The following is a 15,089-nucleotide window of genomic DNA, read 5'->3' as shown; positions in this document are numbered from 1 at the left end:
TATGTCCTTCAAAAAATATCTTCAGTTAACTAAGCCGGGAATTATTTTCGGGAATTTGATTACACTTACGGGTGGTTTTTTATTAGCTACAAATCGCCAAATAGGTTTTAATTATTTAGATCTGTACCTTTATGTCACTATTGGTACAGCTTTAATGATAGGTTCCGGGTGTGTTTTTAATAATTGCTTTGACCGTGATATTGATGCAAAGATGCAAAGGACCCAAAATCGACCTTTGGTGACTAATGATATAGGCCTTTTATCTGCAATAATTTTTGGAATAGTATTATTTCTATTAAGTAGTGCGGTCTTGTATGTATTAGTTAACCCTTTGACATTATGGGTTATCATAATCGGTTTTATAGTTTATGTAGGAATATATACTGTATCTAAACGTTTTACAGTGCATGCTACTTTGTTAGGGGGCATTTCAGGAGCTGTTCCTCCAGTTGCTGGATATACGGCTGTAGTGAATAATCTAGATCTAAATGCTTTTGCATTATTTTTAATACTATTCTTTTGGCAAATTCCACACTCTTACGCTATAGCAATACTATATATCAAAGATTATAAGAATGTACAAATCCCACTATTGCCTATAGTTAAAGGATTAAGCTATACTAAAAAAATAATGCTAGGTTATATGATCTTATTTTTAATTTCTTGTAGTTTACCTTATCTTTTAGGCACAGCAGATATTTATTCTTTTATAATTTGTATGCTGATAGCTATATTTTGGTTGTATAAAACTATGAAATCATTTTATACAGATAGTGATCGTGATTTTGCAAAAACAGTTTTTAAGTGGTCGATTATTGTAATTACAGTTATTTGTTTGTCTATAGGTTAAAGGTTGCTGTATAGGTGTAGTTATTATACCTAAACATTCTAAAATAGATTTTATCAAAAGTGTAATTATATGCTAAAGCATAAAACACATAAAATATAACAAACCCGATATCTACAAATAATGCATCTAAAAAGCTTATTCTTAACCAAGATGCTATGAAAGGAATGGTTATAATTAATAGAACAACCTCAAATAAAAGTGTGTGTAGTATTCTAATATTAAACCTTCTTTTTGACCTATGTCCATCTAAACAAGTTTCTACTATATCAAAAAGGTAGTTGTAGATGAAATTCCATATCATAGCCATTATAGATATAACTGCAACTAATACGCTCGTATCAAAAACGTTTTCATTTAATATAAACATAGTAATAGGTGTAAAAATAATTATACCCATTACTTCAAACCCAACCATATGAATTATTCGACCTAATAAACCCATACTGTTCCTAATAATTTTAAGTTAATTAAAAACCATATAATAAAATTTATTCGATTTTTCTCTATTACATAGAGAAACCAATCAATTATTTGCTAAACCATTTTATAAATCGATATTTAAGCTTTTTGCTAAAGCTTTTAGTTTTTTCATAGTCTCTGGAAGCTGCTTAATAGCTACCCATTGACGCATTAATTCACGCCCTTCACAAGCAGGGTAACCCATCTGGCTTTGGCCAGCAGGTACATCTTTCATAACACCTGATTTAGCGCCAATTTTAGCGCCAGCTCCTATATTGGTATGGTCTTTAATACCAGCATTGCCTGCAATTATAGCTCCATCACCAATAGTTACAGAACCGCTAATTCCAGCTTGGCCACAAATCATACAACCTTTTCCAATAACTACATTATGACCTATCTGTACAAGGTTATCGATCTTTGTAAAGTCACCAATAATAGTTGAACCAAATTTAGCAATGTCTATACATGTTGAGGAGCCAATATCAACATAGTTACCTATAACTACATTTCCGATATGTGGGATTCTTACTATGCTTCTACCATCTTCTGATGGTCTATATCCAAAACCGTCACTACCTATGGAGCAGTTTGAATAAAGCCTGCAAAAGTGCCCTATTTGGGTTCTTTCTCTAATAGTAACATTTGGCCATATAATACAATTTTGTCCGATAGTAGCTTCATCATAGATGCTTACATTTGCATATATGATAGAGTTATCACCAATAACTACGTTTTTGCCTATGTAGGCTCCAGGACCAATAGAAACGTTGGCCCCGATAGTTGCTGTAGGTTCGATGACAGCTTTCTCATGAATGCCATTTTGTTCTGGGTTGGGTTTAGAAAATAACTCTAAAGCTTTTGCCATAGCTAAATCAGCATTATGTACAACAATTAATGGTTTATTATTAATATTTCCTATATCACGTAAATCTTTACTAATGATTGCAGCGCTAGCATTAGAATATTGCCAAAGTTTAATATGTTCATTTTTATTTATTAAGGTTAAATCACCATTTTTAGCTAGGCTAGCGTAGTTTAAGCCAGAAATATGAAAGTTATCGTTAGAAGTAAAGTTAATTATCTCTCCACCAACTCGCTCAGCAATTTGCTGTATTGTGTATTTCAAGTAAATTTCCCTCTGTTATTAATTTATTTAACAATATTGTAGCATATTTTTTGATATTTGGATTCATAAAAAATGAGTTATTAAAAAATTTTTACTTAACCTACACCAAAATCTGTATTCTCAACTAATATTTCGAATTGCGGATCGTTGTATAAGTAGATGTACTCTTCTAAAAACCATTTTTTTAATTCATCATCTGCTTTAATGTGAGTAGTATTGTTCTTATAGATATTTATAGTTGTATGATTAAAATATGTTTTTGCTATCTCAATATCTTTGCGTATAATTTCTTTAGTTTGTCCTTTTACACCTATTAGTAAGCAGACAGAATCAAATAGGTTACTAAGTTGAGTAAGTGATTGATAGTTAAAACCTTTCTTCAGAATATTTTCTCTAAAATCATAATCGAAGCTTTCTAATCCTGTTTTTATAAATATATTAGTTTCAAAGATGTCTTTGATTTTGTGTAGATGGTCTTTGTACATCCAGTGTGCTTCGACAAAAAGGAGATTGATATTCTTTTCTTTAACGATTTGTTTTATGTAGTTTTTTGTCTTTAGAGGTAGCTCAAAAATATTGCCAGAATTGATAATTTCTAAGGTGCCAAATTCACCAGTTACATTTTCTAGTATTTTAAGGTTTATTGAATTAATTTCATCAGTATTTTTGGAGTTATCTAGAATATAGTCACAAAATGAACATTTTCCATAAGCACAAGGACGGCTTTTTAGAAGTACTATTTCACGTTTATAATGGTGAACGTTTGTTATCTTACTATAGCGTTGCATAATTATTTAATATACCTTTGTGCTTGTACTAGAGCTAATTCATCACTATTTAACTCATAGGTGGTCTTAAATATGCCATCTAAACATTTGATTACTTTGTTTAAGGCTTGAAAAAGGTCTTTACCTTTTAAAATATAGCTTAAGAACATCGCAGCTGTGATATCTCCAGAACCACTTACATAAGGGTGGACTTTATATTTTGGCGATTCTAGGCATTTAAACTTGTTTTTATGGTATATTGCAATACCAGTTTTAGAGTTATCAAAAGATGTGCTTGTAATAATGATTATTTGATCTGGGTTTTTAGTCTTAGTTATTAGGTTTTTACAAGCTTTGACAATATCCTCAAAATTTTTAATTTTTGTATCACTTAGTATAGAAAGTTCAAATAAGTTAGGAGTAATAATATCAGCTATAGGTAATAAATGCTCTAAGAAAATATTAGGATGCTTTTGTGTTGCAAAAATACGACCTTGCTGGTTACCAGTATCATAGATGTCTCCAAATACTGGATCACAGCAATATAGAGCATTTTTGTTATTATCTTTAATGACTTTGGCTGTATTAGCAATAACTTTGGCTATCTCGGTATCGCCTATATAACCAGAAAGTACAGCATCATGTTTAGTCAAAAAGTTATTTGCAATCATACCATCGATAACATTCTGGATCTCTTTTGCATTAAAAAAAGATCCATTGTAGTGTGGATACTGGGTATGGTTAGATAATTGAACTGTATATATAGGAGATACTTCTATCCCAAGCTTCTGCATCGGAAAGATAGCAGCTTTATTACCTGCGTAACCATAAGCGACATGTGATTGGATAGAAAGGATTCGCGGAGTTTTTTTGATCAAAGTCATTATTATATTTTATCCACCTAAGTTATTTCTTATATCAGTTAACAGATTTACATAAGCTTTTTTATCACCAAAAGTACCTATTTTGAGGTATATATTTACTATGTTACTGTTGTCTTTTATCATTTTTATTTCAAAAGGGTCTTTACCCGGTTTAACAGTACCAGATATTTCAGCGTAATCGTCTTTTATGTAACTCTTTTTAATATCATAACTACCATCATTGCTAAGAGCTAACCCTGTAGCATTGTAGACACTCTGGATATTTGTGTTATCTATTTCTGCAGAAAAAGTACCATTTACAAACCTAACTATAGACTCGCTAGTGGAATTTAAATCCCTTGATAGACTGTTATTAATTGAGCATGCAGATAGTGTCAAAACAATGGTTAAACTTAGAGCTAATATACCTACATTTTTCATTTGAGTCCCCTGTTTAAGATAAAGCTGATGTGGGTTAATACCTGTAATCTTTTTGTGTAAAATACACTTTTTTATTAAAAAGCTACACCATATTATAAAACTATAAAAAATAATGTCATTAACTTTTTGTTTATAGGCTTTATGTAAGCTTATGACCTTAACATAATATCAAAAATTGGTGCGTGCTATTAAATATACTATCTATAAAATAATGCGCCTAGCAGGTATATTCACCTTTGCAAAGAGTAAAACAGCTAAAAAAAGGAGATTACCTATGGCATATTACATAATAAATTTTGATAAATCTAAATGGTTTGAAATGGTGTCTGATAGTGATAAACGTAATGTTGCAAATAAATGGTCTTTAGGTTATGTCTGGGAGCATGATAGGGGGCTAACAGATTTGAATCCTGTTATGAAAGGGAAGGTTTTATCTAATTTAAACGATATTCAATTTGCTAGAGACCACCATATGCTATCACGTAATTTGCGTAAACATAAGTTAAGCAAGCATTTTGATGGATGGGTCAAGAATTTTGGCACACAACCTCTAGAGGACTTTAATGCATATCATTATTTTGTAAATACTGATAATACGACTGATTATAAGATGTTAAAACTTAGCGAAAATAAATTTTTTCGTAGTGAAGATGAGAACGCCCTTGTATCTGCTTTTAGAAATAAACCTGAATATGATAAGTATAAGATAGAACTTGATAAACTTAATATGGAAAATAACGTTAAAGTAAAGTTACCAAGAATGTTTGATCGATCTAAAGATACATTGGTGTTTCTTGCGCATGGTTCATATGGTAGTGAGACTATTTCGTCTGGGATTAATAAACTAGACTTTTCTAATAAAGAAAAGAGGATAGAATTTAATGCAAGAATTATGGGTCAGTTTATAGATGTCTTTTTTAAAGAAAATTTATATCCTGGTATTAATACGCAGCATGATTTTAGTACAACCAAGGGAGATCAGAATACCCTAAAAGTTATTTTATGGTCTTGTTATGCAGGAGGAATCAGTGAGTCTGGAAAATGCATTGCTGGAGAACTATGTAAAAAATTGAGTGAAAAAAATAAGTTTAATGTTAGAGTTATCGCTCATGATCTAGCATTATTTTTCCCTGATATTAGATATTACACTTTCCCTAGTTATCCTAATAAGTCCTTTTTTATTTTAGAAAATGCTAATCATGTTTGGTTTAAAACTGGTGTAAATGGAGAAGAAAGTATAGACTTGGCACACAATATCTATAAATATGGCGGCAAAAATGAGAATCATAAGTTAATTTTTTGGCCACATAAAATAAGAGGAAATGGTTGTATGGCTAAAGATAAACCATCATTTAAACATACATATAAAAAGTTTAATGATTGGCAACCAAAACAATATGATTGAAGGCCTAAACTAAATTGTATCATCAAAAATTAATTGAAGTTTCTCTGATCACCTTATTGTTTTTAAGTTTAGTTATGTTTTATAAAAGATATTAACAAAACTTGAAAAAGCGATAATAGCCCCTATACTTTACTAAAGCTATGTTTAGACTTTTGGAGAAAGGTTGTGTCAGCATATAATCAATTTAGTGAATTGCTAGAATTTTTAAATAATAGAGTAGTTGGTCAAGAAAATTTAAATAAACGTTTATTAATAGCACTTTTAGTAGGAGGACATTTATTAGTTGAAGGAGCTCCAGGGCTAGCAAAAACTACAGCTATAAAGACTTTATCAGAATGTATAGACTGCTCATACCATCGTGTGCAGTTTACCCCAGATTTGTTACCAGCTGATTTGACAGGCACAGAAATATATGTGCCACAACAACAAAGTTTTGAATTTCAATCTGGGCCATTATTTCACAACCTTCTTTTAGCTGATGAAATAAATAGAGCTCCTGCTAAAGTTCAGTCTGCTCTTCTTGAGGCAATGGGTGAAAAGCAAATAACTGTTGGTAAAAAGACTTATCCGCTATCAGATTTATTTATGGTAATGGCTACCCAAAACCCTATTGAGCAGGAAGGGACTTATCCTTTACCAGAAGCTCAATTAGACAGATTTATGATGTTCATTAAAATTGAATATCCAGACCCTAAAACAGAAGCTAAGATATTAGCTATTAGCCGTGGAGAAGCTTTAGGATATAGATTTGAGTACCCTAATATAACTCAAGAAGTGATTTTCACAGCCCAAAAGGAGGTGCTAAATATCCAGATGTCTCAAGCTGTAGAAGATTATATTATAGAGTTGATATTAGCGACTAGAAACCCAACCAAATATAGTCAAGATGTAGCTAAATGGATATCTTTTGGAGCAAGCCCACGAGGTACTATAGCTCTTGATAGAGCAGCAAGAGCTTATGCTTGGTTATCTGGTAATGATTTTGTGTCTCCAAGTGATATTCATGCAGTTGTGTATGAAGTTTTACGTCATAGAATATTGTTGACTTTTGAAGCAGAAGTCGATGGCATAACAACAGATGACGTTATTACTAGTTTATTAAAGGTAGTACCAGTTCCGTAGAGGTTAAGCTTAAATGAAAAGCTATAAAGGTATAAAACCTGATATCAATGAGCTATTAAACTACCGTTACCAAGCCAAGATTTTAAAGCTTTTTGCTAGTCAGAGGGTTAATAATGTAAATGCTGGTAGTAGCCTTTCTAAAGCGAAAGGTCGAGGTATGGATTTTGATGAAGTTCGCCATTATCAGGCTGGTGATGACATTCGTTTAATGCATTGGTCACTTACAGCTAGATTAGGTAAGCCTTACACTAAGGTTTACCACGAAGAGAGAGAGCGTAGGGTGTATTTCGTCCTGGACCAGCGTAGTACTATGAAGTTTGGTACTAGAGAGTGTTTTAAATCAGTAAAGGCTACAAATACTCTGTCTTTAATAGGTTTTGGAGCCTTAGAAGCCAATGAAAAGGTTGGTGGAGTAATTTTTGATAATAATGGTTATAACTTTTATCCAGCTAAGCAAGATAAATCGTCTTTAGTTAAAATGTTTAATTTTACAGTTGCTGATAAAGTTGAATATCAGACTAAAGCTGAAGGGGGTTTAGCTACTGTTTTAAAATTTTTATATGCAAAGGTACGTAGTAATAGTGTGATAATACTAATTAGTGATTTTACTAAATTTGATAGCCACGCTCAGCAATATCTGAAGCTCTTAGCTAAAAAGAATCAGATTATAAATATTTTTACTTATGATCCTATTGAAAAATCTTTACCTTCTTTAGATCTTTATTATTTTAGTGATGGTAAGGAAAAATTTGTTTTGGATGCTGCAAGTAAAAAACAAAATCAAATGTACCAAGATATTTACAGTGCAAGACATTTGGCTATAAAAGATTACTCACATAAATATAGGATGGGCTTTATAGAGATAGCAACAAACGATGATTTGGTGAAAACCATTAACCATGGGATAGTTAACTATGCAAACTAATAGTCTTTTAGACCAATTAAAAGATATTTATCTACCTGCTAGAGTGTCTCAATGGTGGCCATTAGCATACGGTTGGTGGATTGTTATAGGCATTTTTATTATAGGTTTGCTTTTATTAGTATTTCTTCTTTACAAGAAGAAAAAGCGTAGAATTTATAAGCAATCTGTTATAGATGATTTTAAAGCTACAATTCAAAGAACTCTTGAAAATAAACCTCAAGAAGTATTGCAAAATATATCTATTTACTTAAAAAGAGTAGCTCTACAAAAATTCTCTAATGAAAATGTGAAATTATTGCATGGTAAGGCTTGGGTTGAGTTTTTAGATACTAAATTAGACAACCAAGAGTTTTCTAAATCATCTGGTGGCTTACTCGCTGATAGTTATAAACCACAAATCTTAGAAACTGCTAAGTTACAAGAAATAATTACGGTGTCAGAAAAATGGTTAAGGAGAGTTTTATGATAAAAATAGAATATCCTTGGTTTTTGGTACTGATCATTTTACCTATATTAATATATTGGATTTTACCTAGAGCGAAAACAGATAAGCAATTAGCCTTAAAAACGCCTTTTTTTCAGCAAATAAAATCGCAAATTGCAGATAGTAAAAATAATAATTTTAAGCGTGCTAATTACCTAAAGTATCTATTAGGTATTATTTGGGTACTTTTGGTAATTTCAGGTTCCGGGGTGCAATGGTTGGGTAAGCCAATGGATTTGCCACAAAGTGGTAGAGATTTAATGATGGCTATTGATTTGTCTGGAAGTATGGCTATACAGGATATGAAAAAATCTAATGGTCAAATGGAAAACCGTTTTGACTTAGTAATGCGTGTTGCTAATGAATTTTTAGATACTCGTAAAGGTGATAGGGTTGGGCTGATACTTTTCGGGAGTAAAGCGTATTTACAAGCACCACTTACTTTTGATATTCCGACAGTTAAAAAAATGCTTAATGATTCAAGTATAGCTTTACCGGGGCCCCAGACTGCTATAGGTGATGCTATAGGTCTTGCTGTTAAAAAACTGATGCTATACCCATCTCAATCAAAGGCTTTGGTATTATTAACAGATGGTGAGAATAATTCAGGAGCATTACAACCCCTGCAAGCAGCAGAAATTGCTAAACAAAATGGTATAAAAGTCTACACAGTAGGTTTAGGTGGTGGTCAGATGGTTGTGCAAACAGCGTTTGGTCAAAGAGTTATAGATACTTCTGAAGATTTAGATACTAGTGTGCTTAAAGAGATTGCACAAATGACTAAAGGAAAGTTTTTTAGGGCTCAAAATAGTCAAGATTTACAGAAAATTTATCAAGAAATTGACAAGCTAGAGCTTGTGGAATCTGATAAAACAGTAGTGCGACCAATTACGTATCTTTATCCATGGAGTTTAGGAGCGGCATTACTACTAAGTTTTATTGTCTCAACTATTTGGCTTAAGCGTAGGAGAGGACATTAATGATAACGTTGCATATTTTACGTCCATGGTGGCTTTTAGCTTTGATCCCAGTATTGTTTACTGTTGTTTTCTTATTTAGGAATTCAGCAAAAACAAATAGTTGGGCTAAACATTGTGATAAGCATTTATTAGATCATTTATTAGTAGGACAAGAATCGAGAATTAAAAAAACATTCTTACCATTAGGTTTTTTATTACTTTGGGGATTAGCGATAGTGGCTTTAGCAGGCCCGACATGGAAGTTTAAGGAGACAGCCGTATATCAAAAAAGCGTATCGCGAGTGTTAACTTTAGATGTTTCTCAATCAATGGATACGACAGATGTCTCCCCAAGTCGCCTTGAACGAGCGAAGTATAAAATATTTGATATTTTAAAAAAAATTACAGAAGGTCAAGTCGGTATGGTGGTATTTTCAAGTGAGGCTTTTGTAGTTTCTCCCCTTACTTTTGATGCAAAAACTGTAGAGAATTTGGTTTCTGTGTTAAATACAGATATTGTTCCTGTACAAGGTCATGACATTGCTAAAGCTTTGCAAAAATCAGCAGAATTAATATCGCAAGCTGGAGCAACTGAAGGACAAATAATTTTAATTACAGACTCTACACCTACTCAAAAAGCGATAGAAAAGGCTCAATCACTCTCAAACAATGGTATAACAGTAGATGTGTATGCTATAGGTACCCCTAAAGGTGGTATAGCAAAAGATAAAAATGGTAATTATCTAAAGGATGAACAAGGCAATATAGGATATTTTGGGGTAAATTTGCAGAAACTACAAAGTTTAGCTAAAGCTGGTGGTGGCAAGTTGATTACTTTAACAGCTAATAATAATGATGTAGATGCTTTACTTACAAGCATAAAAAATAATCCAGATGCTAAAAAATCTGAGCAGTCATCAGCCAAAATATTTTGGCAAGATGAAGGGGTCTATATAATCTGGGTACTAACTGTTTTGAGTGCATTACTCTTTAGAAGAGGTTTTTTGGAGAGAATATGTCGTTAAGGAAATTAACATTTACTATGTTTTTATTACCCGGTTTAGCTTTAGCTAACACATGGAGTGATATGTGGCAAACTAAAGATCAACAGGGAATGAGTTACTTATGGAGTGATATGTGGCAAACTAAAGATCAACAGGGAATGAGTTACTTTGATAATGCAAAGCCTAAAGAGGCAGCTCAAGCATTTGAAAATAATCGTTGGAAAGGAGCTTCTTATTACAAAGCTGAAGATTATCAAAACGCCTATGATGAGTTTAAAAAAGATAGTTCTGCAACAGGGTTATATAACCAAGGAAATGCTTTAGCTCATTTGGGTAAATATAAAGACGCGATAGATGCGTATAATAAAGCAATACAACAGCGACCAGATTTCGAAGATGCAAAAACTAACTTAGAAATTACAAAAGAGCTAGAAAAACAACAACAAAAACAGAATAATTCCCAAGACAACAAAGACAACAAAGACAACAAAGACAACAAAGACAACAAAGACAACAAAGACAACAAAGACAACAAAGATAATAAAGATAATAAAGATAATAAAGATAATAAAGATAATAAAGATAATAAAGATAATAAAGATAATAAAGATAATAAAGATAATAAAGATAATAAAGATAATAAAGATAATAAAGATAATAAAGATAATAAAGATAATAAAGATAATAAAGATAATAAAGATAATAAAGATAATAAAGATAATAAAGATAATAAAAGTCATCAAGACCAGTCTCAACAACATACAGCTGGGCAATCGCGAGAAGATCAGCTTAGCAAAAAAGAGGCAGATAAGTTATTGTCGATGATAGATGATGACCCCGGCGGTCTTTTAAAACATAAGTTTGCTAGAGATTACCAAAGAATAGTAGGAGCTAACTATGAAAATTAGTCTATTTAAAATCATTGGTTTTATACTAACATTATTTATAGCGATTAATATTAGTTATGCCAACGTATCGGCAACTATAGATAGAACTCATCTTGAAAAGGGTGAAACAGCTCAGTTGGTATTACAATTAGATAACTTTGATAGTAAGCCGGATTTATCTGTATTAGATAAGAATTTTATAGTCTATAACACTAGTACTAGTAATAAAACAACAGTTATAAATGGTAAGAAAAGTGTACAATATGAAATGATAATCACTTTAATGCCAAATAAGTCAGGCAACTTAACTATTCCAGCAATTAAAGTTGGTAATCAAAGTACTAAACCTATCCGAATCAAAGTCGATAAATCATTATCTAATGAAGAAGAAACCAAATACGATGACTTTTTTGCGATAGGTATGTTAGCAACTACAAAAAGTTATGTAAATGTGCCAGTGCTTTATACACTTAAATTTTACTATTCAACACCAGTATTAAGCCTTCAAGCTAAGCCTTTTCAAATTAAAAATTCTGAGATACGTCAGACTAGCCATAGAGTAGTTTACCAAAAAAAGGTTAATGGTAGAATGTATGACGTTCTTGAAGAAAATTTATTGATAATACCTCGTAGTACAGGTAAGACTAACGTCCCAGCTATGGTTCTACAAGTTACTAAGCCAAATGGGTTTGGTCAACTAGGGGCTAAAACAGAATATATATCAACCAAACCTCTTAGCTTAAATATAGCACCTATTCCGGATAATGTGGATATTCAAGATTGGTTTCCAGCGTCAAATGTTAGTTTAACAGATAATTGGTCTCAAGAGATAGGTATCAAAGAAGGAGAACTTGTTACAAGGACTATAAAAATTACCGCTGATGATGTTTTAAGTGATGATATCCCGAAACTGAAGTTTGAATCTACAGATGGTTTTAATATCTATGCTGAAAAACCAAAATTAGAAGATATTGAGAATAGTGGCAAACTTACAGGAGTAGCGACATATAAGATTGGTTATATGCCAATAAAACAAGGTGAAGCCACTGTACCAGATGTTAAGCTTAAATGGTACGATGTAGATACCCATAAATCAAAAGTAGCTAAAATAGCTGCAAAAAAATTCAATATACAGAAAGGCAACCTTTCAAACATTAATCTCTTAGGGTCTTCAGTTCCTAATACTAAAATTGTCCATGAAAAAGTAGTTGATCCTTTTTGGCGGAATGTTGCGATATTCTTTATTATTTTATGGTTTATTACTTTACTTTTACTGTTAAAATGTAAATTTAGAAAACCGTCTTATCATGATAATGTTAAAAGTGTTGCACCTAGAGAGTCGGGAAGCTTAAAAGAAATAAAAAAAGCTTGTTCTAATAATGATAACATCGCTTTACAAAAAGCTTTGATTAATTGGGCCTCTTTAAAATTTGATAGCGAGATATTTTCATTATTGGAGATAGCTGATTTGATGCCACAGCTTTTGCCATTGCTAAAAAATCTTAATGCGGCTATTTATGCAAATAAAAGTTTTAATCAATACAAAGAGTTATTAGAATTAGTAGGTAGTGTAAATAAGAAGCAAAAAACCTATCAATCTGCTAAATTAATTAAAGGTTTATACGAAAAATAAAGTTTTAGGATTAATTATGCAAAAAAAAGATTGGAAATATTACTTAGGAGTGAGTTTTTTCATACTGTCATTTGTACCGTATATATTAGTGTTTTGCATTATGCCTTTTATTGGATTTTCAACTTCTAGTTATCTTGCTATATCATCAGTATTATTAATAAGTGCGGAAGGTATATTTATTTTATCTGTAATGTTGCTAGGTGAAACAATAGTTATGGCAATTAAAACAGCTATTGCTAAAGTTTTTAAAAAAACTTTTACTTATAATAAACCCATAAGCTATAAAAGGTATCTTGTAGGTATAATAATGTTTTTTAGTAGTTTATTCTATCCTACAGTATTAATGGAGTTAATCCTGTTGTTTAATAAGATTGATCAAGTTGGCAAAGTTAATATGATGTTGATATTGTTTAGTGGAGATATCTTATTTATAGGTAGTTTTTTTGTATTAGGTGGCGATTTTATAAACAAATTAAAATTAGCCTTTAAATACCAAGGTAATTAGTCGCTTATTTGTTAAACTATTAAATACAAATATTAGGTTTATAGTTTTCTATGAAAGTTGAATTTCATGTCTTACAAATAAACACTCTAGCTGAGACTTTAGATGTAGTAGTGCAAAGAGTTATATCAGTATATAATACTGGTAAAACAGTAGTAATACTTGCCCCAGAAGCTTTCGCAAAGGAGCTAGATATTAAACTATGGCAGGCTGGAGAAGAAAGTTTTATACCACATTTTTGCGCTACCAGTGCTAAAGATTATAATACCTTTAAAAATATACCAATTTTAATAACCGATAATATGTTTATAACTTCTGGTTTTGATGAGTTGATTAATTTAATGGATATTCCTATAGATTCTAATAAAGTATCTATAAGAAACCTTGTCGAATTTGTGTATCAAGATAAAAAAGTTATTGAAAATTTACGTAAGAAGTATGTTTTGTATAAGAAAAAACTGGGTTTTGATATAAAAACAGTTAACTATAGATAAGTTTATATCGGGATCTTACCTCACCAATGCTCTTCACGGGAAACTTGTATTCACCAATTTGTTAGATATTGATATTTTTAGTTTTGTTATTAGTTCAGTCTTACACATTTAATTTGTTATATAAATATTAACACTTTTATACTCTAATATTAATGTTATAATTTAGTTCTATAATTTTTTAGGCTAAGCAAATGAATTCTCTTATAACACCCCCAATATTATTTTTCTTTTTAGGTTTTATAGCAGCAATATTTAAAAGTAATATTCATATTCCTGATGATATAAAAAAATTTTTATCTATATATTTATTGATTTCTATAGGTTATAAAGGAGGCTTTCAAATATATCATAATGGCATAGATACTAATGGTATCTTAGTTATAATAATTTGTATGTTATTTTCTTTTACAATGCCCTTTGTTTTATATGCTTTTTTACAGAAATGGATTTTGAAAGTAAGAACCGATTCTGTTTTGATAGCCTCATCATATAGTTCTGTAAGTGCTGTAACTTTTATAACTGCAATAAATGTACTTGTGGCAGATAGTGTAAATTATGATGGCTATATGATAGTAGCTTTGACTATTATGGAGTTTCCAGCAATAATAGCAGGCACGATGATATATTATCTTTTTATCGAAAAAACAACAAAGGCATCACAATCTACAGTATTTTTGAATTCTGTTAAGGAATCACTATTAGATTATTCTGTTATATTGCTTGTAGGAAGCTTGTTTATAGGGTTTTTGTGTGGAGATAGTGGAAACATGGATATGTCACCTCTGACTTCTTCGTTATTTAAAGGAATGTTAGCGCTTTTTCTTTTGAGTATGGGTATTTCAGCTGGGGAGCAAATAGGTATATTAAAAAAAGCTGGAATTAAATTAATAGCTTTCGCGGTGCTGATGCCAATAGCATTATCATTACTAGCTATTTTGTTAGGTTCTATTATACATCTAGGCGAAGGTAATACTCTATTATTAGCGGTACTTTTCGGTGGAGCATCTTATATAGCTGTTCCAGCAGCAATGTCTGAAACAGTTAAAGGTGGAAATATAGGATTAATGGTTGCTTTAGCATTAGTTATAACTTTTGTTTTTAATATAAGTGTCGGTATACCTATATATTTGTCTATCCTTTCTTAAAATATATTTATTAAAAAGCT

The 15,089-nt window shown here is 31.3% G+C and carries 17 protein-coding genes; 12 read left to right on the top strand and 5 right to left on the bottom strand.

Annotated elements, in window-relative coordinates:
- Position 1: 1 nt before the first annotated feature.
- Complete coding sequence (cyoE, locus tag E4K63_RS07770; protein ID WP_133940854.1) at positions 2-850, top strand: heme o synthase; 849 nt, start codon at positions 2-4, stop codon at positions 848-850.
- On the opposite strand, the gene E4K63_RS07765 is transcribed toward cyoE, so the two are convergent.
- From E4K63_RS07765 to E4K63_RS07745, 5 genes are all read right to left on the bottom strand, one after another.
- Positions 840-1,292 (bottom strand): PACE efflux transporter, encoded by a 453-nt coding sequence (locus E4K63_RS07765; RefSeq protein WP_133940852.1) that lies wholly within the window; start codon positions 1,290-1,292, stop codon positions 840-842. The genes cyoE and E4K63_RS07765 overlap by 11 nt on opposite strands.
- Positions 1,293-1,394: 102 nt before the next feature.
- Positions 1,395-2,438 (bottom strand): UDP-3-O-(3-hydroxymyristoyl)glucosamine N-acyltransferase, encoded by a 1,044-nt coding sequence (gene lpxD, locus E4K63_RS07760; RefSeq protein WP_133940850.1) that lies wholly within the window; start codon positions 2,436-2,438, stop codon positions 1,395-1,397.
- A gap of 95 nt (positions 2,439-2,533) precedes the next feature.
- Positions 2,534-3,226: a radical SAM protein gene (locus E4K63_RS07755; RefSeq protein WP_133940848.1), complete on the bottom strand. Its 693-nt coding sequence runs from the start codon at positions 3,224-3,226 to the stop codon at positions 2,534-2,536.
- A 2-nt stretch (positions 3,227-3,228) separates the two neighbouring features.
- Positions 3,229-4,089: a pyridoxal kinase gene (gene pdxY / locus E4K63_RS07750; protein WP_166666879.1), complete on the bottom strand. Its 861-nt coding sequence runs from the start codon at positions 4,087-4,089 to the stop codon at positions 3,229-3,231.
- Between the two features lie 9 nt (positions 4,090-4,098).
- Positions 4,099-4,509: a DUF3568 family protein gene (locus tag E4K63_RS07745; protein WP_133940846.1), complete on the bottom strand. Its 411-nt coding sequence runs from the start codon at positions 4,507-4,509 to the stop codon at positions 4,099-4,101.
- Positions 4,510-4,783: 274 nt separating this feature from the next.
- Between E4K63_RS07745 and E4K63_RS07740 the strand changes: the two genes are divergently transcribed.
- The 11 genes from E4K63_RS07740 to E4K63_RS07690 all read left to right on the top strand — a co-directional run bounded on the left by E4K63_RS07740 (position 4,784) and on the right by E4K63_RS07690 (position 15,069).
- Entirely contained in the window at positions 4,784-5,914 is a 1,131-nt protein-coding gene (locus E4K63_RS07740) for a hypothetical protein (RefSeq protein ID WP_133940845.1), read from the top strand.
- A gap of 165 nt (positions 5,915-6,079) precedes the next feature.
- On the top strand, positions 6,080-7,036 hold the full coding sequence (locus tag E4K63_RS07735) for an AAA family ATPase (protein WP_133940843.1): 957 nt from the start codon (positions 6,080-6,082) through the stop codon (positions 7,034-7,036).
- A 13-nt stretch (positions 7,037-7,049) separates the two neighbouring features.
- Entirely contained in the window at positions 7,050-7,961 is a 912-nt protein-coding gene (locus E4K63_RS07730) for a DUF58 domain-containing protein (protein ID WP_133940841.1), read from the top strand.
- The gene (locus E4K63_RS07725) at positions 7,951-8,427 is read left to right on the top strand and encodes a DUF4381 domain-containing protein (RefSeq protein ID WP_133940839.1); all 477 of its coding nucleotides are present in this window, start codon (positions 7,951-7,953) and stop codon (positions 8,425-8,427) included. Before E4K63_RS07730 ends, E4K63_RS07725 begins: the two co-directional genes overlap by 11 nt.
- On the top strand, positions 8,424-9,425 hold the full coding sequence (locus tag E4K63_RS07720) for a VWA domain-containing protein (RefSeq protein ID WP_166666878.1): 1,002 nt from the start codon (positions 8,424-8,426) through the stop codon (positions 9,423-9,425). Before E4K63_RS07725 ends, E4K63_RS07720 begins: the two co-directional genes overlap by 4 nt.
- Before the next feature lie 2 nt (positions 9,426-9,427).
- Positions 9,428-10,429 carry a vWA domain-containing protein gene (locus E4K63_RS07715; protein WP_133940955.1) on the top strand — a complete coding sequence of 334 codons (1,002 nt, stop codon included), beginning with the start codon at positions 9,428-9,430 and terminating at the stop codon, positions 10,427-10,429.
- Complete coding sequence (locus tag E4K63_RS07710; RefSeq protein WP_133940835.1) at positions 10,420-11,316, top strand: tetratricopeptide repeat protein; 897 nt, start codon at positions 10,420-10,422, stop codon at positions 11,314-11,316. The genes E4K63_RS07715 and E4K63_RS07710 overlap by 10 nt, the downstream gene beginning before the upstream one ends.
- On the top strand, positions 11,306-12,928 hold the full coding sequence (locus tag E4K63_RS07705; protein ID WP_133940833.1) for a BatD family protein: 1,623 nt from the start codon (positions 11,306-11,308) through the stop codon (positions 12,926-12,928). The genes E4K63_RS07710 and E4K63_RS07705 overlap by 11 nt, the downstream gene beginning before the upstream one ends.
- 16 nt (positions 12,929-12,944) lie before the next feature.
- Positions 12,945-13,433 (top strand): transporter suffix domain-containing protein, encoded by a 489-nt coding sequence (locus tag E4K63_RS07700; protein WP_133940831.1) that lies wholly within the window; start codon positions 12,945-12,947, stop codon positions 13,431-13,433.
- 50 nt (positions 13,434-13,483) lie between these two features.
- On the top strand, positions 13,484-13,924 hold the full coding sequence (locus E4K63_RS07695) for a DNA polymerase III subunit chi (protein WP_133940829.1): 441 nt from the start codon (positions 13,484-13,486) through the stop codon (positions 13,922-13,924).
- Between the two features lie 191 nt (positions 13,925-14,115).
- Positions 14,116-15,069 (top strand): sodium-dependent bicarbonate transport family permease, encoded by a 954-nt coding sequence (locus tag E4K63_RS07690; RefSeq protein ID WP_133940827.1) that lies wholly within the window; start codon positions 14,116-14,118, stop codon positions 15,067-15,069.
- The last annotated feature ends 20 nt before the right edge of the window (positions 15,070-15,089 follow it).

This window comes from Allofrancisella inopinata, assembly GCF_012222965.1.
GTDB lineage: Bacteria > Pseudomonadota > Gammaproteobacteria > Francisellales > Francisellaceae > Francisella > Francisella inopinata.
This window is presented reverse-complemented; position numbering and strand designations above follow the sequence as displayed.

What these genes read in the sequence shown, in the direction of transcription:
- cyoE (WP_133940854.1), top strand. Translation starts at nt 2, where the DNA reads ATGTCCTTCAAAAAATATCTTCAGTTAACTAAGCCGGGAATTATTTTC.
- E4K63_RS07765 (WP_133940852.1), bottom strand. Translation starts at nt 1,292, where the DNA reads ATGGGTTTATTAGGTCGAATAATTCATATGGTTGGGTTTGAAGTAATG.
- E4K63_RS07755 (WP_133940848.1), bottom strand. Translation starts at nt 3,226, where the DNA reads ATGCAACGCTATAGTAAGATAACAAACGTTCACCATTATAAACGTGAA.
- pdxY (WP_166666879.1), bottom strand. Translation starts at nt 4,089, where the DNA reads ATGACTTTGATCAAAAAAACTCCGCGAATCCTTTCTATCCAATCACAT.
- E4K63_RS07745 (WP_133940846.1), bottom strand. Translation starts at nt 4,509, where the DNA reads ATGAAAAATGTAGGTATATTAGCTCTAAGTTTAACCATTGTTTTGACA.
- E4K63_RS07740 (WP_133940845.1), top strand. Translation starts at nt 4,784, where the DNA reads ATGGCATATTACATAATAAATTTTGATAAATCTAAATGGTTTGAAATG.
- E4K63_RS07730 (WP_133940841.1), top strand. Translation starts at nt 7,050, where the DNA reads ATGAAAAGCTATAAAGGTATAAAACCTGATATCAATGAGCTATTAAAC.
- E4K63_RS07725 (WP_133940839.1), top strand. Translation starts at nt 7,951, where the DNA reads ATGCAAACTAATAGTCTTTTAGACCAATTAAAAGATATTTATCTACCT.
- E4K63_RS07720 (WP_166666878.1), top strand. Translation starts at nt 8,424, where the DNA reads ATGATAAAAATAGAATATCCTTGGTTTTTGGTACTGATCATTTTACCT.
- E4K63_RS07710 (WP_133940835.1), top strand. Translation starts at nt 10,420, where the DNA reads ATGTCGTTAAGGAAATTAACATTTACTATGTTTTTATTACCCGGTTTA.
- E4K63_RS07705 (WP_133940833.1), top strand. Translation starts at nt 11,306, where the DNA reads ATGAAAATTAGTCTATTTAAAATCATTGGTTTTATACTAACATTATTT.
- E4K63_RS07700 (WP_133940831.1), top strand. Translation starts at nt 12,945, where the DNA reads ATGCAAAAAAAAGATTGGAAATATTACTTAGGAGTGAGTTTTTTCATA.
- E4K63_RS07695 (WP_133940829.1), top strand. Translation starts at nt 13,484, where the DNA reads ATGAAAGTTGAATTTCATGTCTTACAAATAAACACTCTAGCTGAGACT.
- E4K63_RS07690 (WP_133940827.1), top strand. Translation starts at nt 14,116, where the DNA reads ATGAATTCTCTTATAACACCCCCAATATTATTTTTCTTTTTAGGTTTT.